We start from the raw sequence: 26,309 nt of genomic DNA, 5'->3' as shown, positions 1-26,309 counted from the left end.
CTACCCGCCACTTACTCATTGGGCTGCGCTCTTCACATTCCTTGAGGTGGGAGTATTCTCGCCTATTTTAGATAAAAAAGCGCGATTTCCGCTAAGAAATCGCGCTTTTTTATTATTTTTCTTTTCCTGTCTTCAATTCTGTCCAGTAACGATCATAATCTTTTAATTTTCCATCTAGATCAACAAGCCATTCTGTACGATCTAGCTCTTCTTTTGATAAGAAAATCATATGATTGTTTTGATAATCTTTACTGTGAAGAGAATGAGCCTTTTCATTTGGATTACTATATCCAATGGATTCATAGTTTTTCACGCTGACTTTTGGATCCATTAAGTAGTTAATAAATTTCTCTGCAAGCTCTTTATGTTTTGCACCTTTTGGAATTGCTAACGTATCTGCCCAAATTGTACCGCCTTCTTTTGGAACGACATATCCAATATCTTTATTCTCTTTTGCAATGTATGCCGCGTCCCCAGACCATACAGTACCGATCCATGCATCTTCTGTAATAAATTTCTGTTTAATATTATCTGTATCAAACGCTAATAAATTTGGTAATAATTTTTGAAGATCAGTAAAAGCTGTTTTTAACTCCGCATCATTTGTTGAGTTATTTGAAAACCCATTTTTCTTCAGCCCCATACCAAGTACTTCACGAGAATCATTTAATAATGCGACGTGGCCTTTATATTTTTCATTCCATAAATCAGTCCAACTTGTTGGCGTTTCTTTCACATATTTTTTATTATAAGCAATGCCCGTTACACCCCATGTATACACGATCGAATACTTATTTTCTGGATCAAACGGAGGTGTTTTAAAGTTCGAAACGAGATTCTCTACATTCGGAATGTTCTTTTTGTCTAGCGGCTCTAACAAATCCATTTTTGTCATTGTCTTTACCATATAATCAGACGGTTGAACTAAATCATATTTCGCACCGCCAGCTTGTAATTTCGCAAGCATCTCTTCATTACTTGCATACTTATCATAATTCACTTTCACGTCATACTTCTTTTCAAAGTCTTTAATGACTTGCTCATCAAAGTTATCAGCCCAGCTGTAAATATTTAATTCTTCTTTCTTTTCGCCGCATCCAGCTAACACTCCAGCAGCAACTCCGAAAGTAAGTGCTGTACTTGCAACTACTTTCAACCATTTCATTTGCATTCCCTCCTAGTTTGAAGTTAATCATTCATCTTTTACTCGTTCATTTCTTATAACGGAAGATGGCCGCCTGTATTTTCCTCGCCATCTGTACCTTTGCTACGGAACATTTCAGAAACAATCATTAATCCGACAATTACAACAATCAAAATGGTAGACAGTGCGTTAATTTCAGGCGATATACCACGTTTTACCATACTGTAAATATACAGAGGCAATGTTGTTGAGCCTGGACCTGATACGAAGAAACTAATCACAAAGTCATCAATCGATAATGTGAATGTTAATAATGCCGCTGAAATAATACCTGGCGCTAGCCCTGGTAGCGTAACATAACGAAACGTTTGCCACGGTGTTGCCCCTAAATCATTTGCTGCTTCTTCTAAATCGCGTCCCATACCCGAAAGTCTTGCAGATAAAACGACAACGACAAATGAAATACTAAATGTAATATGAGCAATAATAATTGTCAATTGCCCAAGTTCAATACCAAGTTGACTAAATAAAATTAAAAGCGACAATCCCATTAAAATATCTGGAATGAGGATTGGTAAATATACAAGTCCATTAATTGCACCTTCAAAACGATATTTATATCGATGCAAAGCAAGTGCAAATAACACACCTAACAGTGTGGAGACAATTGTCGTGACAACTGCAATCGTTAAACTATTTATAAGTGCATCAATTACATCCTGTTTTTGAAATAAATCTGTATACCAATGAAGCGTAAAGCCTTGCCACTCCGCATTAATACGTGAGTCATTAAACGAATACATCATAAGTACCATCATTGGTAAATAAAGAAACAATAAAATTAGCCAAGAATAAGTGACTAAAAACTTTTTCATTTTCGTTTATTCCCCTCCGTTTCCATAGTTATATACTTTCGTAGCCCGATAATATAAGTAAATTAACAGAACGGAGAATAACACAACAATCATAGATAACGCTGACCCAAACGGCCAATCACGTGCACCTAAAAACTGATTTTGAATCACATTTCCGATTAATGCAACTTTCGAACCACCCATTACGTCTGATACAACGAACATACCAATAGATGACACAAATACTAAAATCGATCCTGTCGCAATCCCCGACATCGTCATTGGAATTGTTACATGCCAAAATGCTTTGAGCGGTGTTGCTCCTAAATCATATGCCGCTTCTAATTTTCTCTTATCAAGTTGTTCAATCGCTGCATATACAGGCAAAATCATAAATGGTAAGAGTGAATATACCATTCCTAAAATAACAGATGGTGTATTGTATAGTAAGTTTAAAGGTTCACTAATAATACCTAATTTCAGCAAAAAAGTATTGACAAGCCCTTGTGAACGTAAAATAACAATCCAAGCATATGAACGGACTAAAAAGTTAATCCAAAACGGGATTGTTGCAAGAAGCAGTAAAAGAGAACGCCATTTACGATCAACAATTGTTACCGTATAGGCGAACGGATATCCAATCAACAAACAAAGTACTGTTGTAATAACAGCAATTTTTACTGTTTCCCATAACGTCTCCATATAGAGCGAATCAAATACACGTTTAATATTCTCTAACGTAAAGCTCATCTCAACTGTTCCATACGTCCCGCGCTGTAAAAATGCAAAAGCTAACACAAACAAGAGGGGTACTAAGAAGAAGATCAGCAACCAGGCAACCGTAGGTAATGCAAGTAATTTCCCTTTTTTCAATTTAAGGTCACCTCATCCTCTTTTTCCCATCCTACAGACACATTGTCGCCAATGTTCCACTGCATCGCTTCTTCTGCACTTTGATAGGCCATAAACAACTCGCCTGTTTTCTCATCGCGAATATATAACTTCTCCATATTTCCGACAAATTCAATATCTTCAATATGACCAAAATGATATCTCTCACTAGACGAATCTTCCACGGAACGTACTTTCACATTTTCCGGGCGTACTGCTACGTATGTTTCCCCTCTTTGAACAATATTATTTTCTCCAATAAACGTCGCAACGAACAACGTTTTTGGCTTATGATAAATTTCTTTTGGCGTTCCAATTTGTTCAATGTGACCTTTGTTCATAACCACAATGCGATCACTCATACTCATCGCTTCTTCTTGATCATGCGTCACATATATGAACGTAATACCAAGATTACGTTGTAAGTTTTTCAATTCACGCTGCAAATCTTTTCGAAGCTTAAAATCTAGTGCTCCTAGCGGCTCATCTAATAACAACACACGAGGATTATTCACGATTGCACGTGCAATCGCCACGCGCTGCTGTTGCCCACCAGAAAGTTTAGATGGCTTTCGATTACGGAATTCTGTTAACTGCGTTAAACGCATCGCTTCCTCAGCACGTTCTTGTTGCTCTGCTTCAGAAACCTTTTGCATCTTCAACCCAAAGCGAATATTCTTCTCAACAGTCATATGTGGAAACAGTGCATAATGCTGAAACACTAAGTTCATATGACGTTTATACGGGGGTAAATCGTTAATCGTTTCATCATCAAGCGAAATTACACCTTTTGTCGGTTTTTCAAAACCAGCAATCATACGAAGTAACGTCGTTTTCCCGCAACCACTCGGGCCAAGGATCGTTACAAACTCACCTTCTTTAATGTCTAAAGAAAGCGGCGGAATAATAACTTGATCCCCAAAATGTTTTTCTACTGCTTCGACTTTAATAATATTTTTCATCTTCTCTTCCTATCTACCTCATATTTTTAATATTCATAAATAACCAAGTATTCTATATACAATAACTTTGTTTCAATTTAAACAAACATGATGTTTGATCACGTAATGTAAACGTGATCAATGGTGGATGTCCACCACTGATAGAAGCTTCACTTTATGTAATATGCGCGGTTTAATTTCGTGCGATGCACACCTTGAACAGAAAAACCCCTTCGTGTTGAAGGGGCTTTTATCATACGGACGAACCAATTGATAAACACCAACATTATTTTAACAATTTTCGAATGAATTTTAAAGCACTTTTTGTAGAAGAATAACGGATTTTCATATCAAATGCTGTTGATTGAGACAAAATGCTTTTATAATGTGAAAATGTTTGAAAACTCTGCTCTCCATGATAACTCCCCAGTCCACTTTGGCCAACCCCGCCAAACGGTAAATACGGCGTTGCTAGATGATATACAACATCATTAATACAACCGCCTCCATAGGAAATGGATTGTGTTACTTGCTTTTGCACATCTCGTGCTTCAGAGAAAACATATAGTGCAAGCGGTTTCGGATGGCGCTGAACAGTTGCTATCACATCTTCTATATTCTCATACTCTAGTAATGGTAAAATGGGACCAAATATCTCATCTTCCATAACAGCATCATCCCATGTCACATCTGTAAGTACTGTTGGTTCAATTAATAGTTTATCTGGATCATAATTCCCGCCTAAGACAGCCTGACCGTTTCCTAAGAATGAACATAATCTTTCAAAATGCCGCCTGCTCACAATTCGAACATACTTTTCATTTTGCAATGGATTCTCTCCGTATTGTTCATGCACAGCTTTTCTCATTTCTTCTATAAATTGATCTTTAATTGAAGAATGAACGTATACATAATCAGGTGCCACGCACGTTTGCCCAGCATTTAAAAATTTGCCCCAGACAATTCGCCGCGCTGTAACATCAAGCTTTGCATCTTTATGTACAATGCACGGACTTTTGCCGCCAAGTTCAAGTGTAAGGGGTGTTAATTGTTTTGCAGCTGCCTCCATAACAATTTTTCCAACTCCCACACTACCAGTAAAGAAAATATAATCAAACGGTTCCTTCAGCAAAGCTGTGCTCACCTCGGCGTCACCTTCGATCACAGCGACAAACTCTGGTGGAAATAACTCCGTCAACATTTTTGCGAGAACGCTCGAAACATTTGGTGTTAACTCTGAAGGCTTTAAGATAACTGTATTTCCAGCCGCAATCGCTCCAACTAACGGGGCGATTGCCAGTTGAAACGGATAATTCCACGGGGCAATTACTAACGTTACGCCATACGGCTCCGGAATAATTCTCCCTGTTGAGCCAATATGAGTCATTGCCGTTTTCACGCGCTTTGGTTTACTCCATTTCGAAAGATTTTTTATCATAAAAGAAATTTCTTTTAATGTATAGCCAATCTCTGTTGTATACGATTCATGCTCTGATTTATTTAAATCCAGCTTTAGCGCTTCAAAAATTTCAGACTCATAGCTCTGAATACTTTCATATAACGCGCGCAGCTGTTTCTTTCTTTCCTCTATTCCTCTTGTTTTCCCGCTATAAAAGTAGGATTTTTGTCGTTCCACAATAGAAGCAATCGTCATAAAGCTTCCCCCCCTTTACTTCATCATATATTATAATACATTTCTTGTTTCTTCTTATGAAAAATGAACTGATATGTAAAATTTTATTATTTATGTTCCGTAACTACTCAGCCATACATTTCATTTAGAAGTTTGGTAAGAAGTATAATTCCAGCAAAAATACGCTTACCTATAATTGCTGCCATGAAGATAAAATAAAACTTTAATCAGTAGTTTTTTTCATCCCCCACTGATTATCAGCCCTCACCAATCGGGCTTTTACAGGCAGTAATACTCCCACGAATAGTGGGATAAAAATGGACCTACACTTCGCTGCCTTTCTGTGTTTTCAAACTTTTCGCGTGGCAGGAAAAGGCCCTGACCGCTACTTGTGCATTGCTAGTCCCTCTCGACCACTTAAAAAAATGCTTTTCTATCGGTTTTTCATAGAGTGACTGAGTAATTACTATGTTCCTATAAAAAAAGCTGTTGAAAGGAATCCCCTTCAACAGCTTCTCCATCATTAACGATATAAACGAACTGCACCTGCAGAATTATCATCTGCTTGTCCGACTACTTCAAATTTTAATCCAAGCTTCGGTACTTTACGTCCTGCATCTGGGATTAAATCGTTCATATACGTTTTAGAATCATCAAACCTCGTTACACCTGGTAATCCTTTGTAATCAAATGTTCCGCGTGATGGAGATACAACTTTCCATGCTGGCGTTTGGTTAAAGGAGAACGCAGCATCTGCGATTTGGAATCGTGTACTATTTTTAACAGTTGGTTTGCCGTTTAACGTTCCTACAATTGCCTCCGGGTGAGAGTCAACAACCCCTAAGAAACCTTCGCCTGGATGAATACCAACCCAGTTATCTGTAAAGCTAGAGTCTGCATACCATACAACAAGACCTGTATTATACGGTACACCGCTGCTATATTTTAACGCTTGATCAGCACCAGCGTAGTTTCTCCACTCTAAATAGTAGTTATGTTTCTTCTTATCAAAACCGTCTGATACAACGAAACCGTTTAATTTCAATTTCCCTTCGCCTTCTACATCATCAGAGAACACTACATTTCCATCGACAGTTAATGCAGCATTATCAAGAGTAAAACCGTTTGGCGCTAACCCACCATCTGTAATATATTCGAATACTAATTTTACTTTTTGACCTTTAAATTGGCTTAAGTCATATAACTTATCTACCCATTTACCATCTGTTGTGTCCATACCATTTTTCACATTCTTTTCGCCAATTCGATCCACTAACGTTTTCGTTCCATCTTCTGCCACTGCATGTACTTCAAGGAAGTCATAACCAGTTTCAATTTCATACAATGATTTGTAATCAAACTTCGCATTTGTTGCATTTGTTAAATCAAATACTGGCGTTTCTAATGTTGTATGAAGATCATCGCCTTTTGTACTATAGTAATATTTCTTACCAAATGCAGGCTGAATACCTTTTACATCTTTATCTGGTAAGTTAACGCGAATCAGACCAGGACGAGCTGATTTCGTTACACTTTGATCTAAGTACGTCGCAAAACCGATACCGCGATTTAATTTATCATAGTCAGCCTCTACAATATTTGCCCAGTTTCCACCGATGTTCTTTTGAAAGAACTCTTTGTTTTGCGGAGAGAAACTCGGTGGCGTTGAACCTGCAATTCTACCTGCCCAGCTGCCGCCGCTCATAACAGACCAAGAATTAATTGGCTCACCTGATCCAGAATACTTCGTATCATACTCATCTGGAAGACCTAAATCATGACCAAATTCATGTGCGAATACACCAACCGCTCCGTCTTCTGGCTCAATTGTATAATCGTATGCTGCCATTTTACCGCCCCAGTTATCAACCTTTGCCTTTGTTCCATCAATTGGATATGGTTTTCCAAGGTTCCAGCGATGTGACCAAATTGCGTCATCACCTAATCTACCACCGCCTCCATCTTGACCAACTCCAGCGTGAATGACCATCAAGTGATCAATAAGACCATCTGGTTCGTTTTTATTTCCATCTCCATTATTGTCATATTGATCGTATTGATCAAATTCAGATAAATCAATACCACTTTCTACAGCTGCATTTAATGCCTCTTTTACAAAATCACGAGGTCCTTTTGGTCCTTTATTATCATGACCGCCATCGCCAGCATCTGCACCATAATCCGCTGCTTTACCAGGAACTGTTAACCACTTTGTTACTTTCCCATCGACTGTGTAACTACCACCAGATTGCTCTTCATAATATTGTTTAAATGTTGGGATTTTTGAACCATCAAAGAGTGTAAATGGCTCATCACCAAATAACATGTTTTGATAATGTTCTTGATTAAAATCATTTGAATACATATAACCTGGTACTTGATCAATATTGTTATGTTTAAAATCAGCAAACTCTACTAGCAATACAAGAACTTTATCTTTACGAACATCACCATTATATCCTTTTTGCTTCGCTGAAGTAGTTGGTACTTTGCCGTTTAATCCCCCTTTAACCGGCTCTTGTCCAGCTACCGGACCACTAGCAGGTTGATCAGCTTTTTCTTTCGCACCTGCTTTTGCATCTTTCACTTTTTTCAAAAAGTCAGAAGCTTCTCTCGAGACACTGTCCCCTGCTGCTGGTTCTTTTCCAGCATTTTCGCCTTTTTTCTTCTCTACGTATTTTTCAACAGCTTTTAATGTATCTTCTTTCGACGCAGATTCACTAATTACACCACGTTTCTTGAGCGCGTCTGCTAGACGATCCTCTGGAATTAAATTTTTATCAATTGGACTTAAAGCTCCTACATTAGACGGCGTTTCCGCATAAACAGATTGACTACCAAACCCAAATGTGCAACTAAGCACAGCTGTCGCCGCGAGCGTAGACAGCACCTTAAAAGGCTTTTTCTTCATCCCTATTCCCCCTAACATTAAATACATATCAATATTTCGATAATAATGAAAATTCTATTAATTTACAATATATTGTCTTAATTTGTAATGTTTTTGAAAAAATCCTTTGGTTTGGATTGATATATATTCGGATTCAACAATGTTTTCAGAAAATATTGATAAAAATTGATAAAACTATTACAATTTCTGTATGTAATTGCAATATATTAGTCTTGCTTGATAAATCTTCTAAAAATATACAAATTTTATATTATTTTAACGCGATTTTTTTCCATATTATAGTTTTCTAGCTTTTATAACCGCAATTATTAGGGAGGCGTCATTTGTGCAAACGGATAACAAGGAAATACTTGATTCAGAATGGATTGACTTATTATTGGAAGCTTTAGATATGAATATGACAAGTGCAGAAGTATCTAACTTTTTGAAACATGGAAATCAACGCTCATAGAACTAATCAACATTGTTCTTTTTAGAGAAAAATGTGTTATAATAAATAACATCTTAAGTCGAATACATACAGTAAGAAAGGTGCGCTAATATGATTGGAGAACGTATAAAACGACTGCGTCTACAAAGAGGCATCTCTTTAACAGAACTTGCCGAAAAAGCAGGCGTTGCAAAGTCATATATTAGTTCCATTGAACGAAATTTACAAAAAAATCCTTCGATCCAATTTCTCGAAAAGATTTCAAACGTTCTGCACGTTCCTGTTGATGTACTTCTTCATGATGAACCAACTGAGGAACATACAATGGACTCTGAGTGGATCAAACTCGTTAAAGAAGCCATGCATTCCGGTATTTCAAAAGAGCAATTTCGTGAATTTTTAGAGTTTAATAAATGGAAACAACAACAAAAATAATGCAGGAAGAGCGCTTTCAATGAAGGTGCTCTTTTTATTTATATATAAATGCAAATTGAAAAACCGACATCTTTTTATCAATGTGGAGAGATTAAAAAGATGTTCAGACACAAAAACAAGCTGTTGAAAGGAATCCCCTTCAACAGCTTCTCCATCATTAACGATATAAACGAACTGCACCTGCAGAATTATCATCTGCTTGTCCAACTACTTCAAATTTTAATCCAAGCTTTGGCACTTTACGTCCTGCATCTGGGATTAAATTGTTCATATACGATTTAGAATCATCAAACTTCGCTACACCTGGTAATCCTTTGTAATCAAATGTTCCGCGTGATGGAGATACAACTTTCCACGCTGGCGTTTGGTTAAAGGAGAACGCAGCATCTGCAATTTGATATCGTGTGCTATTTGCAACAGATGGTTTGCCGTTTACTGTTCCCACAATTGCCTCTGGATGAGAATCAACAACACCTAAGAATCCATCTCCTGGGTGAACACCAACCCAGTTATCTGTATAACTAGTGTCTGCATACCATACAACAAGACCTGTATTGTACACTGGACCACGGCCATGTTTTAATGCTTCATCTGCACCAGCATAGTTTCTCCACTCTAAATAGTAGTTATGTTTCTTCTTATCAAAGCCGTCTGATACAACGAAGCCGTTTAATTTCAATTTCCCTTCGCCTTCTGCATCATCAGAGAACACTACATTTCCATCGACAGTTAATGCAGCATTATCAAGAGTAAATCCGTTTGGCGCTAAACCACCATCTGTAATGTATTCGAATACTAATTTTACTTTTTGACCTTTAAATTGGCTTAAATCATATGACTTATCTACCCATTTACCATCTGTTGTGTCCATACCATTTTTCACATTCTTTTCACCAATTCGATCCACTAACGTTTTCGTACCATTTTCTGCCACTGCATGTACTTCAAGGAAGTCATAACCTGTTTCAATTTCATACAGTGATTTGTAATCAAATTTCGCATTTGTCGCATTTGTTAAATCAAACACTGGCGTTTCTAATGTTGTATGAAGGTCATCGCCTTTTGTACTATAGTAATATTTCTTACCAAATGCAGGCTGAATACCTTTTACATCTTTATCTGGTAAGTTAACACGAACCATACCAGGACGAGCTGATTTCGTTACACTTTGATCTAAGAATGTTGCATAACCAATACCTTTATTTAACTTATCATAATCGACTTCAGCAATATTTGCCCAGTTCCCACCAATTGTTTTTTGGAAAAACTCCTTATTTTGCGGTGAGAAACTTGTTGGTGTTGTACCTGCAATGTTACCTGCCCAGCTGCCGCCACTCATAATAGACCAAGATTGAATTGGCTCACCTGCACCAGAATACTTTGTATCATATTCATCTGGAAGACCTAAATCATGACCATATTCATGTGCGAATACACCAACTGCTCCGTCCTCTGGCTCAACTGTGTAGTCGTATGCAGCCATTTTACCGCCCCAGTTATTAACTTTTGATTTTGTGCCATCAATTGGAAATACTTTCCCAAGATTCCAGCGATGTGACCAAATTGCGTCATCACCTAATTTACCACCGCCTGCTTCTTGACCAACTCCAGCATGAAGAATCATTAAATGATCAATAATACCATCTGGTTGATTTTTATTTCCGTCTTCATTTACGTCATATTGATCAAATTGATCAAATTCCGATAAATCAATACCGCTATCTACAGCTGCTTTTAAAGCATCTTTTACAAGATCGCGTGGTCCTTTTGGTCCTTTATTATCATGACCACCATCGCCGGCATCTGCACCGTAATCCGCTGCTTTACCTGGAACTGTTAACCATTTTGTTACTGTTCCATCGACCGAATAACTACCACCAGATTGCTCTTCATAATAGTGTTTAAATGTTGGGATTTTCGAGCCATCAAATAACGTAAACGGCTCATCACCAAATAACATTTTTTGATAATGTTCTTGATTAAAATCATTTGAATACATATAGCCCGGTTCTTGATCAATATTGTTATGTTTAAAATCAGCATATTCTACTAGTAATACAAGAACTTTATCTTTACGAACATCACCATTATATTGTTTTTGCTTCGCTGAAGTAGTTGGTACTTTGCCGTTTAATCCCCCTTTAACCGGAGCTTGTCCAGCTGCTGGCCCTCCAGCAGGTTGATCTGCCTTTTCTTTCGCATCTGCTTTTGCATCTTTCACTTTTTTCATAAAATCAGAAGCTTCTTTTGTAACACTATCCCCCGCTGCTGGTTCTTTTCCAGCATTTTCGCCTTTTTTCTTCTCTACGTATTTTTCAACAGCTTTTAATGTGTCTTCTTTCGACGCAGATTCACTAATTACACCACGTTTCTTGAGCGCGTCTGCTAAACGATCATCTGGAATTAAATGATCGTCGATTGGACTTAAAGCTCCTACATTAGACGGTGTTGCTGCATAAGCAGATTGACTACCAAACCCAAATGTGCAACTAAGCACAGCTGTCGCCGCAAGCGTAGACAGCACTTTAAAAGGCTTTTTCTTCATCCCTATTCCTCCCCAAGTTAAAATATGTACCAATATTTCGATAATAAAGAAAATTCTATTATTTTGCAATATACCGTCTCAATTTGTAATATTTTTGAAAAATACGTTTTTTCCAGATGATTATATATATAAATTAGATGATTTTTAGAAAATATTGATAAAATAAGGGGCGTCATTTGTGCAAACGAATAACGAAGAAGTACTTAATTCAAAATGGATTGATTTATCCCGCTATTTGTGGGCAGTAATAAGCTTTAGATATGAATATGAGCAGTGCGGAAGTATCTAACGTTTTGAGACATGGAAATCAATCATCACAGAGCTAACCAACGTTGTATTTTAAAAAGTAAAATTTCGTAAATTTTTAGAGTTTAATAAGTGGAAACAGAAACAAAAATAATGTAGGAAGGGTACTTTCTATGAAGGTGCTCTTTTTATTTATATTATAAAAAGCGGAGGAAATCCTCCGCTTTTGTTATATTGCTTACTTCTCTTCACCAGCAGTTTGTGAAGCATTGAAAGTCCATTCTAAATTCAATTTATCGCCTTGGAAGATGTTTTGGTCTTGTCCGTTATCTACGAACTCAAATTGCACCCATAAGTAATCCTCTGTACCAGCTTTTAAGCCGCCTTCTTCAGCCCATTCAGGAGCAAATACATCTTTTGCAACTACATCTGGATCTGCGTTTTGCAGGTCAGCTAACGTTGTTTCATAGACTGGCTCGCTTGATTTATCCCAGTTCCAGATGAACTTTACTTTAATGTGCTTACCGAAATCTTCACCATTATTATCGCCTTTGCTATCGATTACTGCATATTTAGTTGCTAACTTTACATCTTTAATTGCTAATGAGCCATTATTTTTTAATAAAAATTCTTTTTTCACGGAATCGCCTGGTTTTAAGTTGTCGATATCAACGATTGTTTTTGGATTAAGCTCAAGATCTAATGTACCCGCTGCAAATGTGTTGTTGGATACTTCTTTATCGCTAAAGAATGCAAACGTTCCTCCACCGATTAAAGATAATCCTAATGCTGCTGATGCTACTCCCATGCCTAACTTTTTCTTAAGACCCATTCTAAATTCCCCCAATTTTCTTTTTATTGTTAGCTCTTATGTAGATAAGAGATGTAACTAATAAAATAATTACTTCGTTTCGACATAACCGTTGCACGTCTGCTACCCAAATCGCTCTATGTATGTTCTTTACTAAGTCTCTTAAATTCATTATAAAGAACATAAAGCGCAGAAACAAACCCTCAAAAAGTTCTGTATTTTCTGTTTTTTTAACGTTTTAATTCACTTTTCTGCCTTTTTCGTCACTTTGCTTACAATTTCTCTTTTTTTATACATATATAATACGTTCCTTTATTTTCGCTTCATTCGTTTTCCGTATACAAAGAATCCCACCATCATCATTCCAATTCCAATTAAGATGGAATACATATAATCAGCACCTGTACGCGGTAATAGTTTTATATTATTTGCTGAATCATTTCCATTTGTACTGCCATTAGAATCTTTCGGTTCTCCAATATGACCGCCGTCGTCTTCAGCATAAAATACAAACTTAACTTGTGTTTCTAATCCTTGATACTCATTTCCTAATTCCTCAGGAAAGCGCACAATATATTGTAACTGTTCACTCTGCCCCGCAGATAATGTACGTCCTGTTAGCTTTGTAAAACCACTTAAACTTCCGTTATAAAGAACACGTTCTTGCTGATCCTTTACCTCTAATGTTAATCCATCATATAGCTTTTTCGAGCCTTCTGTAAACTCAGCAGACATCGTATATAATAATCCCGCTGCTCCTTCATTATTCACACGAATGCTCCGCTTCGCCCAGTCCCCAGGCTTCATATCCTTCGTTACATCAAATAGCATCTCTTTTGGTGTTAAACTTAAATCAATTTCCTTACGCTCCTTAGCGAGCACTTTTTCCATACTTGTTGTAATTCCAATGATGAATGCAACTATACAATATACGATCACGATATACCACAGCTTTTTCCGTTTCATAATCATCCCTCATAAAATATGAAATAAGAAAAGGCAAGGCGACTCGCCTTGCCTTTTCGATTAAAAACGTTATCTTTGCCTGGATCTTATGATGTATGAAATGTACATTTGAAATTCAGTTTTCATCTCGGAAGATATTATTAGTCTATTTACATTCTCGTGAAATCTATTTGTTTAGCTTTTCCTTACAAGTATGTGTTACTGCTTTGTTCCCGCAGCTGATTCTTCTTTCTTTTCCTCAGGCTGTACTGGTGGGATAACTAGTTGATTTTGTTTCAACTGCTCTTTTGTTGAATGATTCTCCTGCTTTTTCTCTTCTTGTTTTGGAGGCTGCTCTGTTTGTTGAGAAGAATTTGAAGGTTGTACAGGTGATATTTGAACATTGTTTGCTTGCTTCTTTTTCTCTTCATTTATTTGTTTTTCTAATGCCCCAATACGTTCATCTACTTTTTGTAAAACTGCTTGTTTCTCAACTTCACTGCGAATACTTTGCACTTCATTAAAACCAGTTTGTACATATTTTAATACTTCTTGTGCAGAACTCTCTTTATTTTTCTTTGCATCTTCTACCGCTGTTTTATTATAGGATTCGATTTCCGTAAAGTTAGCTTGCAGCACTGCAATTTCCGCATTGATTGCTTCGCGGTGCTGCTTCCATGCAACGAGCTTGCCTTCTAATTCTGCAACTGTTCCTTTTCCTTCATGATTGATCGCATTGAAATGATTGAAAATCGCTTCTTTATGTTGTTTTGCTTCCCCTGTTAACCTTTCAATTGTTTTTGGAAAAACTATCGCAGTTGATAAGGTTGCCTCTACCTTTTGTTGATTCACATAAGATGCTTCTGTATGTGTCACAACTTGAGATCCCATATAAAAAGATATAGAACAAATACACGGTAATATAAGTATATTTCTTACTTTCTTTGATGATTTTTTCATATTCACACCTGCCATTAGATGAATTTACATTCCTTATAAAGAGTTATAACATCCTATATAAAGAACAAGACCATCTAATAAAGATAGTCTTGTGAATTCCTTAAACTTTACCTTTCTTCACCAGCAGTTTGCTGTGCCTCAAACGTCCACTTCAATTGAAGTTTATCGCCTTGGAATTCATTTTGATTCTTACCATTATCAACAAATTCAAATTTCACAGTGAATTTATCAGAATTCCCTGCAGAAATACCTTTCTCATCCCAGAACCAAGCAATAAGATCATTATCTACAGCTGTAAGCGTGTCTTTCTTTAATTTATCTAACGTTGTTTCTTTCACGATTGTTTCATGTTTATCAATATTTCTCAAGAAAGTAACTTTAATATGTTTACCAAAGTCCTCTTTATTGTCTCCCTTTACATCTACTACACTATAATCTGTTTGCAGTAATACTTTTTTAATATCTAAAGAACCTTTATTCTCTAATTTAAAATCACGTTTAATTGTATCACCAGGTTTAAGATTGTCTACATTAACAATTGTCGTTGGGTTTGCTACTAAATCAAGCGTACCTGCTGCAAACGTATTATTTGATACTTCTTTGTCACTAAAGTACGCAAACGTTCCTCCGCCAACTAGTGCTGCTCCAAGTACTGCTGACGCTACGCCCATTCCTAACTTCTTCTTTAATGTCATTCCAATTTCCCCCTAAGCTCTACATATATTGTTAACCTTCAATAATTGAAGAGTATAACCACTTTATCCCGCTATTCGTGAGCAGTAAAATCCCCACCTCAAGATTGAGGGAGAATCGAAGAAGAGAGGTAGGGGATAACTGCCCGTAAAAGCCCGATTGGGCGGGCTTTCCATCAGTGGGGGAATGAAAAACCCCCCATGACGGAAGTTTCACTTTATACAGATTGCCCTGCATCGGAAGACTTACTTTTCTTTTCAGAATCAATGTTGCGCAGCGCCCCAAAAATAGTAACCGCAGAATATCCTAATAATAAAACCCCTGGAATAATTAATAACAATGCTGCCCCAGCTTTTGAATTTGCATAACTTAATAAATAACCAACATACGGAACAGTAATATCCGCATATTTCCCAATTACATTTTCAGCAAGAACCGGGTTTAAATCAGGACCATTATTATTATCACCTTTGGTTTCATAGGCCACTTTTCCATTTATATTTTTCACATCAATAATGCGGTGCGTCACAATCTTGTTATCTTTCTCTTTAAACGTAATAACATCGCCTTTTTTATACTTTGAACCATCTTTTGTCGGTTCAATTGCAATAACAGATCCTGTTAAAAACGTAGGTTCCATCGACCCTGATAATACCGCCTTGAATTGGTATCCCATCACTGTTGGATCGCTGCCACTCGCCTTTGACGAAATCACCACAAACGCTAAAACAACCATAATCGTAAACAAAACAAAAGAAATGATATTACTAATCGCTTTCCATACTAACTTCATCTGTTTCCTTCCTTTCTTTTATTTCGTCTTTATATAAGCAAATCGCAAAAAACATTTCTATTTAACGTTCTTTTTAACGAACCTACACTCATATTATAACGAATATTCAAAAAATACAATGAAAAATAGGCAAAATACATTTGCCTATTTTCATCGTGACAACATCTTCTGTTTTTTTCGATTCCAAAGAAATACCCCAATACTAATGACAATAAGAAATGCTGCACCAATACCAGCCATTAGCTCATACGAAAAAGTAGATGTTGTTATACTATTCTCTTTCGGCTTCTCAAATGCAACATCTTCTTTCGAAAGAACATTAATACTTTCTATCGTTTGATCATTTTTTTTCAGATCTACAGTCCCAATCACATCACCGCGGCGAAGACCTGTTTTATATAAATTCGCCTCATCGACATGCTTTTCTTTAAAAACAGCTTGAACATTTTTTGCTTCCCCTTGTTTTAATTCAAGGTCAACACTTCGCTCCAATTCACCATCTACTGATTTATTCAAGTAGAGCATTTGCTTTGTCCAATTATTTTTATCTAACACTTGCTGCTTTGCAAATTGCGGAAATGCATAATCAGCAAGCTTCTTCATATCTTCATAAATTTCTGGCCTTTGCGAAAACATCATAACATTAATAATACGATTGCCATCTTTTTCATTTATTTCTACAAGTGTATTATGAGCTTCATTTGTAAAACCTGTTTTCCCGCCAATACAATTTGGATTTTCAAAATACTGTCCCTTATTAAAAACAGAAGCAGTTTGTCTTGACGTCGTAACATTTGTTCGCTTCGTATTCATTGCCTTCATAATTTCCGGATGCTTCAACGCACCTCTTGTAATCATCGCCATATCATACGCCGTCGTATAATGATTTGGATCATGAAGACCATTTGGCGTAACAAAATGACTATCCTTTGCACCTAACTGCACTGCCTTCTCATTCATCATCTTCGCAAAATTTTCTGGACTTCCTGCCACATGCTCCGCAATCGCATACGCTACATCATTTGCACTCAGCACCATCAAGATCATAAGCGCCGTATCACGATCTACCGTTTCACCTTGTTGAAATTCAATTTGATAATTACTTTTCTCCTGCTCAAGAGCTTTTTGAGAAAAAGCAATTTGCTCTCCAGGCTGCACATTCTCCATCAACAAAATACTCGTTAGTACTTTCGTTATACTAGCTGGAAAAGCATGCTGATGCGCATTCTTGTCATACAACACATCACCTGTTTTCGCATCCATTGACACCGCAAACTGTCCAAATACCTCCGGCGCTGGTCCATTCTCCGCATACAACTTAACAGGCGCAAGTAAAAATAACAAACTCGCAATAACCAAAGCCGAAATTTTCTTACAATTAAACATTCACTTCTCCCTTTTCTTAACTCTATATGTATACGTTTTCTATTATAAAAATCAAAAGGAATACGACACTACCTTCTATTCACCGTTTTTCAGTATATCATAATTTTACAAAAAAAGACAGAAGACAATGCAAAAAAATAGGAGGAATCACTCCTCCTTATCTTCCTCATCACTTAAAAGATCCATAAATCTTTTCTTCGCTTCCTCTTCCGTTATCTCCTCAGTTATTCCGATAAATGACCAATCCTTTGACTCTATCCACTTCAAAAGCTCCTCTGCAAATTCTTCTTGAGACACATCTACATCTAAAACTGCTCCAGTAACAGAAATCGTTCTAAATCTCGGCACATACATTTTATAAGTCCTTCTTATCATTTACACCCCATTATTCATATATACTATTATAAACCTATTAATTATTCCTTTGTATAATATATTAATAAACTGGTAAAAAATGAACTCTTCATATGCCTCAAAAACTACTATTTATACTGAAAACTTCTTTCTTTTTAAGAGGTAAAGAGAGTGACTTATGTATCAATATCGTATTTATCCCGCATTAACGGACAGTAATACTCCCAGCTCAAAATTCTGCAAAAGCATTGTCCAGCTCCAGCGGCTAGAATCTCCGGCCGCTTCCGCTTTTCTAAAGAAGTTAGGTGGGAGATAAACTGTCCGTAAAAGCCCGATTGGTGAGGGCTGATAATCAGTGGGGGATGAAGAAAACCCCCACTGATTATAGTTTCACTTTATTTGCTGTGCTGCCTAATATATTCATCGTAAACAGGAACTTCACTACCATTCCCCGCTCCAGCCCTTGCACTATTAAAAACCTTAACATCCTTCACATCTATTCCGTTTATTTTAATATCAAGGTCGTGGACAATACGATGCGCATATCTTAAAGCCTCAGTATCATGATGTTTCACTGCGATATCATGTAACTTCTCAGCTCGTTCCAAATCTTCTTTCAACCCACCCTCAGACAAAGAAACAGCTTCCTTCAACGTAACAGCAATTAACTCAAAAGAACCTTTAGAATCTTCCCATGACGGACTATTCACATCTTCGTATTTTTCATACTTCTCCCAACCTGTAATATTATTTAAATCACTATGTATCGCTGTTATTTTGTGCGGAACATTCTTTGATAGATCCTCTTCTTTTACTTGTTCAGCTTTCTCAACTTTACTTTCTTGTTGATCCGGTTTATAAAACAACTGGTAACCACCAAATATCACTCCTACTAAAACAAGGCCTCCAACAACGAACACAATCCCTTTTTTCAACATCATGCTCCCCCTATACATCCATATCCTATTGATTCCCATCATATCATATTTGCCAGAATATACCTTTCTACCTTATCAGGTATAAACACATATAATGAGGTAAAATGAAAGGCAACACCCTTCAGGTTATTGTTTGAAATTTTCAAACAAAAGGTCTTGTAGAGTTCCCATCATTTCATTTATAATAGAAACCATAAAATAACAAAGATGTTTATCCATCACTATTTATCATGATCCCGTAGCTCAGCAGGGAGAGCGCCACCTTGACAGGGTGGAGGTCGCTGGTTCGAACCCAGTCGGGATCATACGAAAAACCCCTTGATAGTCAAGGGGTTTTCTTTATGTAGCAAACTTTTGTCTCTTTTTGAAAGATAAATTTTTTGCTTCTTGGTCAAGATTTGGTCAATAACTCTCTCTGGGTCAATAGTTACGTTTTTAGTGTGAGTTTTAATACACGCTCTCTCTATATATAAACGAATAACTTTTTCATCTTCCCTTTCCTAAAATTTTTTACCTTTTACAATATTGTTTACTAGAATAAACATACAAAGGAGGTAGGCCAAATCAAACGTTTAACAATTACAAATCCACATGGGTTAACTTTCTCTAATTTTAGTCCTATGAATAGATTATCAATAATAAACTAGACAGTTTCCTTAAGGTGTTCGAGTTTATATTAGATTTGGCTTACATAACCCAGTTTTCCATGAATTTGAATACACTTAAGCCGATGAACATTTTTAACCAACACTGTAAACGATGATTTCGCAATTAAACCAATCAACCAATACACATTAATAACATTTTGATTCACTTCCACATCTGTTAAATCAGTATCTTTCCTTTCAATTCTACAATTGCTATAGAATAAGTTTAATTCTTGTCTACACATGATAATACGAGACTCTAAAACACCAAAAGACCGCAAAGCTTTTTGAAAAAGTACTTTTCCTCCTTATCATCTCTTGTTTTATTTAATATAAAAATTAGTTGATAATAATAGTATCAATAGGTCTAAGATTTAAAGATTGCTTGTATCAAAACCACTCATTTTCTATTTAGTATTAATGACATTCTTAACAACTTTATATATTCACCTTAACTATAGGTGGAAGACAAAAAAAACCATGTAATGATAAGTTAAATTTAGAAAATGTACAATAAATTTGGAGGAAAAGATAACATGAACACTAATCTTTTAGAAAAAAGAGAATTAGAGATTGTAAGAAATTTCTTATTAGGAACAGATGGTTCCACTACTAAAGCCATTGAGATTTTAGTAGGACAAGATGTAACCCTTGAAGTGTATGAACAAGAAATAGTATCTAAAAATGAGCTACCCAAAGAAATATCTATACACTTTTTAGGTAAGAAAAACTTTTTAAAAAGAACATCCACCCTAAAAATTGGAACACAAAATGCATCACATAATATCGTATACGCGGATTTAGAATTCATACCTGAAGAAGTTGTTCAAGAATTAAAAAATGAAACACTACCTATTGGGAAATTAATAAAAAATTTTGAAACTAGAAGAGAAATCATATCTTCAAAAGTAAAAAATATTGAACCATATAAAAAACTTTTGAATAAGGCAATATTACCTGCCACTACTTATCCAGTTAAAGAATATAAAATTTTACAAGAAAACTGCTGTTTATTTTATATCTTTGAGTTATTTGAAGAAACATGTATTTCTAATCATTTAAAGTAATTCAACATAAAATGATAGGGAGATTTGTTATTATGCAATTTAAATGGAAAAATTATCATTCTATATGGATGCTTTTATTGATGGGATGGGTTGTAAGCTATGCAGACCGTATTATTACTGGCCCCATATTAACTTGGATGATTGAAAATAAGGTCTCTTTTTTACAAGATTCATCTTCACCATACGCGCTAGCTGGAATAATCGGAAGTTTATTGTTTACTGGTTATATGCTTACACAATTTCCAGGTGGTTATCTGGGAGATTCCTATGGGCATCGTAGTATTATTGTAATTAGTTTGTTATGGGCAGGGATTATGACTGTTATGAGTGGATTTACTACTACCTTAATTGGATTTGTAGCATTACGGGTGATAGTCGGATTAGGGGAAGGTTTATATTATTCAAATGATCGTACCTTAATTAATGAAGTTACCCCTATACAAAAAAGAAGTTTCGGAATGGGTGTTGTTATCACCGGACTATCAATTGGTATTACTATCGGTACACTCTTAACCCCTTATTTTATTAATCTCGGAGAAAAAATACTAGGTTCACAACACGCTTGGCGTATGCCTTTCTTTCTCTTAGGTATATTAACAATCATTGTAGGTGCAATTGTATATAAAACATTTAAAAAACAGGATCCTAACATAGCCTTATTACCTCCCTTTTTAAAAGTTTTACAATACTCGATACTTTTTTTATCAATTATTATGATTATTTTTTATATTGCTAATTACTATCATCTACCAAGTTGGGCTTTAGCAACTATTGAACTAATATTAGCATTTGTACTAATTTTGTTTGTATTAAGCAAAAAGAAAGAGCAACTATCACCTGTTTTATTAGATAAAAACTTACTATTAATGTACTTCTCTGCAATCCCTATCTTATGGAATCTATGGTTTTTCGGATTTTGGTCTGTGTCTATAATTTCTAGTTCTGCAGGTTCTTCATTCTTAGAAGCCACTTTAACAGCTACCTTTAATGCTGTCGCCGGTATTATCGGTTTCCCGTTAGGTGGAATACTTGCTGATTATTGTACTAAAAATGGTTGGGGAAAGAAACCTTTAATATTAACTTTCACATTTATTCAAGGAGCACTTACTCTATTATTTGGATTCTACTTAATATTCGAAGGAAAATCCTTAATAATAATGGGTGTACTGTTATTTATCACAAGTTTATTTTTTAATGCCATTCAAACTATTTCTCATTCAATGGTTGGTGATTTGGCTAAACCTGAGTTAAAAGGAACTGCTTTTGGAATGTGGAACCTAATTGGTGAAATTGGAGCTGTTCTATCCCCCGTTATTAATGGAATGGTTCGTGATATAACAGGTGGATGGACAACAGCTATTCTACTAGATGGCTTAATTATATTAGTAAGTTTTATTCTTATGTTATTTATTCGAGAAAAAAATGCACGAAATTCTGGCGTAAGTTATAAAGCAAGCTGACAGACTCATTAACACTCCCTAATATAAAAATTTGTTTTACTTTTTATAAAAAGGGCGGATCTCAATGAATTACTTTATTTTCTACTAAAGAAATTAATAAAAAAGGCAGAAGATAACTTAAAAATGTTTTCTGTCTTTTTTTATTCCAAATATATAGATTAAAAAATATCATTATTATACTAACTATTAACCATAGCGTTCAACTACTCTATTTACCTCTCCTGCTATTAAAATGAACACCCCGCCATTCTTGCTTCCCTTAAAGATGAGAGACTTCTTCGTGAGAAAGTTAAAACACAATTTTAAGTTAGTACGATTTATTTTTATTATATTTATATAGCCAGTAAATTCTATAACTTGTAGTGCTTTAAAAACAAAAATATGGAAAAATTACGTATTTTTATTAAATTCCCCTTCAATTTATAGTATTATATATATATGTGTTTTATGAGAACTCACGTTTTCATAAGGAAACATTCTTCTTTATTGTATTTATACAATAATAAATCAATGTTCCACAATACATATGAACACAATACTTAATTATACTAGAGGGAGCAATTAACAAATATTTTTAACAGCCACTTAAAATATCATATGTAGTATTAGAGAAGGAGCGCTTACAGGTATGGAACTAATTGTTTACACTAATAATGATTTCCTATATACATTTATTAATCATGTCTTTCATGATGATGTATTAATTAAACAAATAAAAGATTGTCAGACATTTAGATCTATGATTGCTAAAGAAGAACAAAGTATGGTTATTTTAGTAGATTCATCTGAAATTAAAGACGATATTTGTTGGACAAGAATGATGACTGAAACAATTACTCCAATAATGGTTATTAACCCTGAAGAAAAAAATACTTTAAAAAAATTAATGTTATTAGAACAATCCCTCTCAAACATGATAAATAATAAACTTGACTATGAAAACAAGCAAAACTTAGTAAGTTCTCATAAAATAAGTGACAATATACTATTAAATAATACAACATTGTTTGATGTGGGAAATCATTGTATTTATAAAAACGATGAATGTTACATATTATCCACATTAGAATTTAAGATTCTGTATTACTTAGCGAAAAAATTAGGTACTCCAGTATCTGTAAATGAGTTAATAGATTACTTAGATACTACTGAAAGTGTCCTATATATATATATCAATAAAATTCGTAATAAAATTGAAATTACACCAAGGAATCCTCAAATATTAAAAAACATTAGAGGTCAAGGATATATTATAAATCAATATCAGTAATGATACTTTCTGTGTCTGTTTTGGTAAGTAATAATCTTTCCCCCTCTTCACACACTTAATTAGGTAAAACCAGAAGGAAAAAGATTATGTCAAAGAAAATGCCAAATTTTTTTGGCATTTTTTGATTTCTATTTATTTTATAAAGTAGTTTCTTCTATAATTTGATGTGTTAAGTGCAAACCAACTCGCTTAAGTAAGCGAAGTTTGGCCCACTTTTTTAAGTCTTGTTATGATGGCTGTCATCATAACTTGCGCTTTAACCTTTTGAACTCCACGATATCGTGCATAGCGCAAACCGTGGAGCTCTTTACTATGTGCGAAACTCAGTTCCACCGTAGATGGTTTCCCTCTCATGGACAAGCGCTGTTCTCTTAATTGATCGTAAATTTCTTGTTGAATCGAAATTCGTAACACACGATCTTGGTTTTCTTTTTTCGCAAATGAATAGGATTGGCAGCTCCCTTTAGGTGGTTTGAATTCATGATAACCTCGACAATTTGTTGTTTTATTATGAAAAGTCATTCATTTATGTAATGAATGACTTTTTTGATATTAACATAAATTCTAAATAAACTTTAAGATATTTCTTAACTCCTTCTTCAAGACAGTTTTCTACATATACATTAATATTTATTGTAGAGAAAGGAGTGATACAAATTAATAGAGCTATAAGAAATTTAAAAGACTTCATTTCTTATTTATCTAATCCAGACTATCCTTTAATCGAACTGGGGACTGACTTAACTGATACACAAGTTTTTAAAAATTCATGGATACGCAAAGAGGCAACCATCCAAGATTCTATTATTGAAGAAAATGTATTCATCGGTTTTCGTTCAAAAATCTTTAATACTCACATAGATGAAGGCTGTCAAATTGCTTCTAAATCTATCATTGGTAAACCAACCGGTAAGAAAGTTTATATTGGTCCACAAACATGGATTGGAGCACAAGCTATAATTTCCGATGGAATTTCCATTGGAAAAGGCAGTGTAATTGGAGCTGGTTCTATTGTTCTTGAGGATGTACCGCCATATTCCATTGTCATCGGACGCCCTGCTAAAGTATTAAAAAAGAGAGAGTTTATAAAGGATAAAAAACCAGAATTTACGAGTTTTTTAAAGCATAAAAAGAAACAGTTACTAGAACATACAGAAAAGGAAATAACAGAAATATTAGAATACAATGATTTAATAAATAGCAGAAAAACTAAACAATCTATAAAAAAATCTTTAGAATTGCCACCCTCCTTATCATTTGGAGAAAAATGCTTCTTAGATGCAACTTTTACTATAGAAAATTATGCATCATTTGGAGATTATGTTATAGCTATCGGAAAAAATATTACAGATTCAAAAAATAATGCAATAACTAATGGTGGAATTTCATTGGGAACTAATGTCCAAATAGGAGATTTCTCAATTCTTGAAGGTGGCGGAAAGATTAGTATCGGTAATGAAACTAGGATAGGAAAAAATGTTCATATTGTTACAACTAGTCATAATTACCACTATCTCTCATTGCCTATGTTATTCTCGCCTGTAACTATTGGGAAAAATGTAATTATAGGGGATGGTGCATTCATTTTAGGAGGAGTTACCATTGGTGACAATGCAATAATTCAACCAAACTCCTACATTCTTAAGAATGTAGGACCTAAAGAAATACATCATGGGCATTTAACAAAGGAGGAAATTTATTTATGATCGCACTTGTTCCAAATCCAACTGGTACTGGACATAACATGAGAATGTATGCAATTGCAAGAGAACTAAAGAAACAATCTGATGAAGAAATTGTAGTATTTTTAGCCTCACTTCAAAACGTGTTTACATCCATGTTTGAAGAAATTGGGGTCAAAGTTGTAAATTTTAATCCAAATGACGTAATTAATTATTCCAACAAATCCCATCTATCAGAAAACCTTGACTGGAATACTATGATTAAAGACTATTTTGTAGACACTTTCTATAATGGAAACAAAATACTAAAATATATGAACTTATTTAATGAATATAGACCTAATATTGTAGTTAGTGATTACAATATTAATGCTACTTTGGCAGCAATTAATCTTAACATAAAAAATGTATTTGTAACTGAACGTTACAACTTTACACTTGTTGATGTATCAAATGAAAAATTATCTGAAGGTGGTTTTAAAATTTCACCAGATGAAATGAATCAAGCTCGTCAAACATTAAACCAACTTTTTGGTCAAATGTGTAAAGATGTAGACTTAATTCTAACTGATAAACCTTATGTTGGAGAGATGGATCAGGACAGTCTAATGGAACAATATTTACAGAATCAAAAAGCACATTTTGTTGGACCAATGATTCGTCCAAGCCATCCATATGATAATAACATTCGTAAAGAATTAGGATTAGGAAACGGCCCTATCATTGTAGCAACTGTGAGTGGCACAACAATGTTTGAAGAAAACAAAAAATTATTATTAGATGCATTTATTAAATTATTTTCAAATCTAAAACTTAAACATAAAGATTTAGAGATGGTACTTTTGGGAAGAAGTGAGATGGATGTACCAGATGGCATTCATTCTATTCCTTATTTACCAAATTGGATTCCATTATTACAAGAAGCTTCTGTATTACTTGCGCATCCAGGGTGGATTACCATTACCGAAGTAGCGAGCCTGAAAGTTCCTGCAATTTTCTGCTTAGCATCTTACAAAGAATATCATGAAGCAGAAGCTTATGAACGCTTACAGAAACTTGGATTTGAAACTAATTATGGAGGTAATGTCCAGCAATTAACTCAAAAAGTAGATAGTTTAATACAAAATAAAGAAGAAGTTACTACTTTACTTAAAAATTATGAAAAAATTGCTCCAAATTCCAATGGAGCTTTAGAGGCAGCTACCCTCATTTTAAATGTACTATCAAAAGCAAAAGACAAAAACTTATCACATTCTAAATGATGATGAAAGGA

23 protein-coding genes and 1 tRNA gene are annotated in these 26,309 nt (G+C 35.1%); 8 read left to right on the top strand and 16 right to left on the bottom strand.

The window, feature by feature from the left end:
* Positions 1-112: 112 nt before the first annotated feature.
* The 6 genes from Q9306_RS04005 to Q9306_RS03980 all read right to left on the bottom strand — a co-directional run bounded on the left by Q9306_RS04005 (position 113) and on the right by Q9306_RS03980 (position 8,374).
* A complete protein-coding gene (locus tag Q9306_RS04005) occupies positions 113-1,165 on the bottom strand; it encodes a polyamine ABC transporter substrate-binding protein (protein WP_306195518.1) in 1,053 nt (350 codons plus the stop codon).
* A gap of 53 nt (positions 1,166-1,218) precedes the next feature.
* Entirely contained in the window at positions 1,219-2,019 is an 801-nt protein-coding gene (locus tag Q9306_RS04000) for an ABC transporter permease (RefSeq protein ID WP_306195516.1), read from the bottom strand.
* 6 nt (positions 2,020-2,025) lie between these two features.
* Positions 2,026-2,871 (bottom strand): ABC transporter permease, encoded by an 846-nt coding sequence (locus tag Q9306_RS03995; RefSeq protein WP_306195513.1) that lies wholly within the window; start codon positions 2,869-2,871, stop codon positions 2,026-2,028.
* Positions 2,868-3,851: an ABC transporter ATP-binding protein gene (locus Q9306_RS03990; protein WP_306195511.1), complete on the bottom strand. Its 984-nt coding sequence runs from the start codon at positions 3,849-3,851 to the stop codon at positions 2,868-2,870. Before Q9306_RS03990 ends, Q9306_RS03995 begins: the two co-directional genes overlap by 4 nt.
* 265 nt (positions 3,852-4,116) lie before the next feature.
* The gene (locus tag Q9306_RS03985; RefSeq protein ID WP_306195509.1) at positions 4,117-5,484 is read right to left on the bottom strand and encodes an aldehyde dehydrogenase; all 1,368 of its coding nucleotides are present in this window, start codon (positions 5,482-5,484) and stop codon (positions 4,117-4,119) included.
* A gap of 502 nt (positions 5,485-5,986) precedes the next feature.
* On the bottom strand, positions 5,987-8,374 hold the full coding sequence (locus Q9306_RS03980) for an immune inhibitor A domain-containing protein (protein ID WP_306195507.1): 2,388 nt from the start codon (positions 8,372-8,374) through the stop codon (positions 5,987-5,989).
* 325 nt (positions 8,375-8,699) lie between these two features.
* Here Q9306_RS03980 and Q9306_RS03975 point away from each other — a divergent pair, with 325 nt between their 5' ends.
* Together Q9306_RS03975 and Q9306_RS03970 are read left to right on the top strand one after the other, a co-directional pair.
* On the top strand, positions 8,700-8,825 hold the full coding sequence (locus tag Q9306_RS03975; RefSeq protein ID WP_306195505.1) for an anti-repressor SinI family protein: 126 nt from the start codon (positions 8,700-8,702) through the stop codon (positions 8,823-8,825).
* A 90-nt stretch (positions 8,826-8,915) separates the two neighbouring features.
* A complete protein-coding gene (locus Q9306_RS03970; RefSeq protein WP_306195503.1) occupies positions 8,916-9,239 on the top strand; it encodes a helix-turn-helix domain-containing protein in 324 nt (107 codons plus the stop codon).
* Between the two features lie 157 nt (positions 9,240-9,396).
* Here the strand turns inward: Q9306_RS03970 and Q9306_RS03965 are convergent, their stop codons facing one another.
* The 9 genes from Q9306_RS03965 to Q9306_RS03925 form a co-directional block, all read right to left on the bottom strand.
* Positions 9,397-11,784 carry an immune inhibitor A domain-containing protein gene (locus Q9306_RS03965; RefSeq protein ID WP_306195501.1) on the bottom strand — a complete coding sequence of 796 codons (2,388 nt, stop codon included), beginning with the start codon at positions 11,782-11,784 and terminating at the stop codon, positions 9,397-9,399.
* 484 nt (positions 11,785-12,268) lie between these two features.
* Entirely contained in the window at positions 12,269-12,862 is a 594-nt protein-coding gene (gene calY / locus Q9306_RS03960) for a biofilm matrix protein CalY (RefSeq protein ID WP_306195499.1), read from the bottom strand.
* Positions 12,863-13,153: 291 nt separating this feature from the next.
* Positions 13,154-13,807, bottom strand: coding sequence for an LPXTG cell wall anchor domain-containing protein (locus Q9306_RS03955; protein WP_306195497.1), 654 nt, complete (start codon positions 13,805-13,807; stop codon positions 13,154-13,156).
* 198 nt (positions 13,808-14,005) lie between these two features.
* The gene (locus tag Q9306_RS03950) at positions 14,006-14,746 is read right to left on the bottom strand and encodes a DUF4047 domain-containing protein (RefSeq protein ID WP_306195495.1); all 741 of its coding nucleotides are present in this window, start codon (positions 14,744-14,746) and stop codon (positions 14,006-14,008) included.
* Between the two features lie 107 nt (positions 14,747-14,853).
* Positions 14,854-15,441 carry a CalY family protein gene (locus tag Q9306_RS03945; RefSeq protein WP_306195493.1) on the bottom strand — a complete coding sequence of 196 codons (588 nt, stop codon included), beginning with the start codon at positions 15,439-15,441 and terminating at the stop codon, positions 14,854-14,856.
* A gap of 215 nt (positions 15,442-15,656) precedes the next feature.
* A complete protein-coding gene (gene sipW / locus Q9306_RS03940) occupies positions 15,657-16,232 on the bottom strand; it encodes a signal peptidase I SipW (protein ID WP_306195492.1) in 576 nt (191 codons plus the stop codon).
* 150 nt (positions 16,233-16,382) lie between these two features.
* Positions 16,383-17,618, bottom strand: a complete 1,236-nt coding sequence (locus tag Q9306_RS03935; protein ID WP_306195490.1) for a D-alanyl-D-alanine carboxypeptidase family protein — start codon at positions 17,616-17,618, stop codon at positions 16,383-16,385.
* 147 nt (positions 17,619-17,765) lie between these two features.
* Positions 17,766-17,972, bottom strand: a complete 207-nt coding sequence (locus Q9306_RS03930) for a hypothetical protein (RefSeq protein WP_371932310.1) — start codon at positions 17,970-17,972, stop codon at positions 17,766-17,768.
* Positions 17,973-18,367: 395 nt separating this feature from the next.
* The gene (locus Q9306_RS03925; protein ID WP_306195486.1) at positions 18,368-18,910 is read right to left on the bottom strand and encodes a hypothetical protein; all 543 of its coding nucleotides are present in this window, start codon (positions 18,908-18,910) and stop codon (positions 18,368-18,370) included.
* Between the two features lie 232 nt (positions 18,911-19,142).
* Here Q9306_RS03925 and Q9306_RS03920 point away from each other — a divergent pair.
* From Q9306_RS03920 to Q9306_RS03905, 4 genes are all read left to right on the top strand, one after another.
* Positions 19,143-19,215: transfer RNA gene (locus Q9306_RS03920), tRNA-Val, on the top strand.
* Positions 19,216-20,093: 878 nt separating this feature from the next.
* Positions 20,094-20,624 carry a chorismate pyruvate-lyase family protein gene (locus tag Q9306_RS03915; RefSeq protein WP_306195484.1) on the top strand — a complete coding sequence of 177 codons (531 nt, stop codon included), beginning with the start codon at positions 20,094-20,096 and terminating at the stop codon, positions 20,622-20,624.
* 32 nt (positions 20,625-20,656) lie between these two features.
* Complete coding sequence (locus tag Q9306_RS03910; protein WP_306195482.1) at positions 20,657-22,084, top strand: MFS transporter; 1,428 nt, start codon at positions 20,657-20,659, stop codon at positions 22,082-22,084.
* A 628-nt stretch (positions 22,085-22,712) separates the two neighbouring features.
* A complete protein-coding gene (locus Q9306_RS03905) occupies positions 22,713-23,354 on the top strand; it encodes a winged helix-turn-helix domain-containing protein (protein WP_306195480.1) in 642 nt (213 codons plus the stop codon).
* 189 nt (positions 23,355-23,543) lie between these two features.
* Here Q9306_RS03905 and Q9306_RS03900 read toward each other — a convergent pair whose 3' ends face one another.
* Positions 23,544-23,876 carry a transposase gene (locus Q9306_RS03900; protein ID WP_306195478.1) on the bottom strand — a complete coding sequence of 111 codons (333 nt, stop codon included), beginning with the start codon at positions 23,874-23,876 and terminating at the stop codon, positions 23,544-23,546.
* A 125-nt stretch (positions 23,877-24,001) separates the two neighbouring features.
* On the opposite strand from Q9306_RS03900, the gene Q9306_RS03895 reads away from it, so the two are divergent.
* A complete protein-coding gene (locus Q9306_RS03895) occupies positions 24,002-25,060 on the top strand; it encodes an acyltransferase (protein ID WP_306195477.1) in 1,059 nt (352 codons plus the stop codon).
* Positions 25,057-26,298: a glycosyltransferase gene (locus Q9306_RS03890; RefSeq protein WP_306195475.1), complete on the top strand. Its 1,242-nt coding sequence runs from the start codon at positions 25,057-25,059 to the stop codon at positions 26,296-26,298. Before Q9306_RS03895 ends, Q9306_RS03890 begins: the two co-directional genes overlap by 4 nt.
* Positions 26,299-26,309 lie beyond the last annotated feature (11 nt).

It is taken from the genome of Bacillus multifaciens (assembly GCF_030756675.1).
GTDB lineage: Bacteria > Bacillota > Bacilli > Bacillales > Bacillaceae_G > Bacillus_A > Bacillus_A multifaciens.
Note: the sequence above shows the minus strand (reverse complement) of the source record. Positions and strands in the feature narration are given on the sequence as shown.

What these genes read in the sequence shown, in the direction of transcription:
- Q9306_RS04005 (WP_306195518.1), bottom strand. Translation starts at nt 1,165, where the DNA reads ATGAAATGGTTGAAAGTAGTTGCAAGTACAGCACTTACTTTCGGAGTT.
- Q9306_RS04000 (WP_306195516.1), bottom strand. Translation starts at nt 2,019, where the DNA reads ATGAAAAAGTTTTTAGTCACTTATTCTTGGCTAATTTTATTGTTTCTT.
- Q9306_RS03990 (WP_306195511.1), bottom strand. Translation starts at nt 3,851, where the DNA reads ATGAAAAATATTATTAAAGTCGAAGCAGTAGAAAAACATTTTGGGGAT.
- Q9306_RS03985 (WP_306195509.1), bottom strand. Translation starts at nt 5,484, where the DNA reads ATGACGATTGCTTCTATTGTGGAACGACAAAAATCCTACTTTTATAGC.
- Q9306_RS03980 (WP_306195507.1), bottom strand. Translation starts at nt 8,374, where the DNA reads ATGAAGAAAAAGCCTTTTAAGGTGCTGTCTACGCTCGCGGCGACAGCT.
- Q9306_RS03970 (WP_306195503.1), top strand. Translation starts at nt 8,916, where the DNA reads ATGATTGGAGAACGTATAAAACGACTGCGTCTACAAAGAGGCATCTCT.
- Q9306_RS03965 (WP_306195501.1), bottom strand. Translation starts at nt 11,784, where the DNA reads ATGAAGAAAAAGCCTTTTAAAGTGCTGTCTACGCTTGCGGCGACAGCT.
- calY (WP_306195499.1), bottom strand. Translation starts at nt 12,862, where the DNA reads ATGGGTCTTAAGAAAAAGTTAGGCATGGGAGTAGCATCAGCAGCATTA.
- Q9306_RS03955 (WP_306195497.1), bottom strand. Translation starts at nt 13,807, where the DNA reads ATGAAACGGAAAAAGCTGTGGTATATCGTGATCGTATATTGTATAGTT.
- Q9306_RS03950 (WP_306195495.1), bottom strand. Translation starts at nt 14,746, where the DNA reads ATGAAAAAATCATCAAAGAAAGTAAGAAATATACTTATATTACCGTGT.
- Q9306_RS03945 (WP_306195493.1), bottom strand. Translation starts at nt 15,441, where the DNA reads ATGACATTAAAGAAGAAGTTAGGAATGGGCGTAGCGTCAGCAGTACTT.
- sipW (WP_306195492.1), bottom strand. Translation starts at nt 16,232, where the DNA reads ATGAAGTTAGTATGGAAAGCGATTAGTAATATCATTTCTTTTGTTTTG.
- Q9306_RS03935 (WP_306195490.1), bottom strand. Translation starts at nt 17,618, where the DNA reads ATGTTTAATTGTAAGAAAATTTCGGCTTTGGTTATTGCGAGTTTGTTA.
- Q9306_RS03930 (WP_371932310.1), bottom strand. Translation starts at nt 17,972, where the DNA reads ATGTATGTGCCGAGATTTAGAACGATTTCTGTTACTGGAGCAGTTTTA.
- Q9306_RS03925 (WP_306195486.1), bottom strand. Translation starts at nt 18,910, where the DNA reads ATGTTGAAAAAAGGGATTGTGTTCGTTGTTGGAGGCCTTGTTTTAGTA.
- Q9306_RS03915 (WP_306195484.1), top strand. Translation starts at nt 20,094, where the DNA reads ATGAACACTAATCTTTTAGAAAAAAGAGAATTAGAGATTGTAAGAAAT.
- Q9306_RS03910 (WP_306195482.1), top strand. Translation starts at nt 20,657, where the DNA reads ATGCAATTTAAATGGAAAAATTATCATTCTATATGGATGCTTTTATTG.
- Q9306_RS03905 (WP_306195480.1), top strand. Translation starts at nt 22,713, where the DNA reads ATGGAACTAATTGTTTACACTAATAATGATTTCCTATATACATTTATT.
- Q9306_RS03900 (WP_306195478.1), bottom strand. Translation starts at nt 23,876, where the DNA reads ATGACTTTTCATAATAAAACAACAAATTGTCGAGGTTATCATGAATTC.
- Q9306_RS03890 (WP_306195475.1), top strand. Translation starts at nt 25,057, where the DNA reads ATGATCGCACTTGTTCCAAATCCAACTGGTACTGGACATAACATGAGA.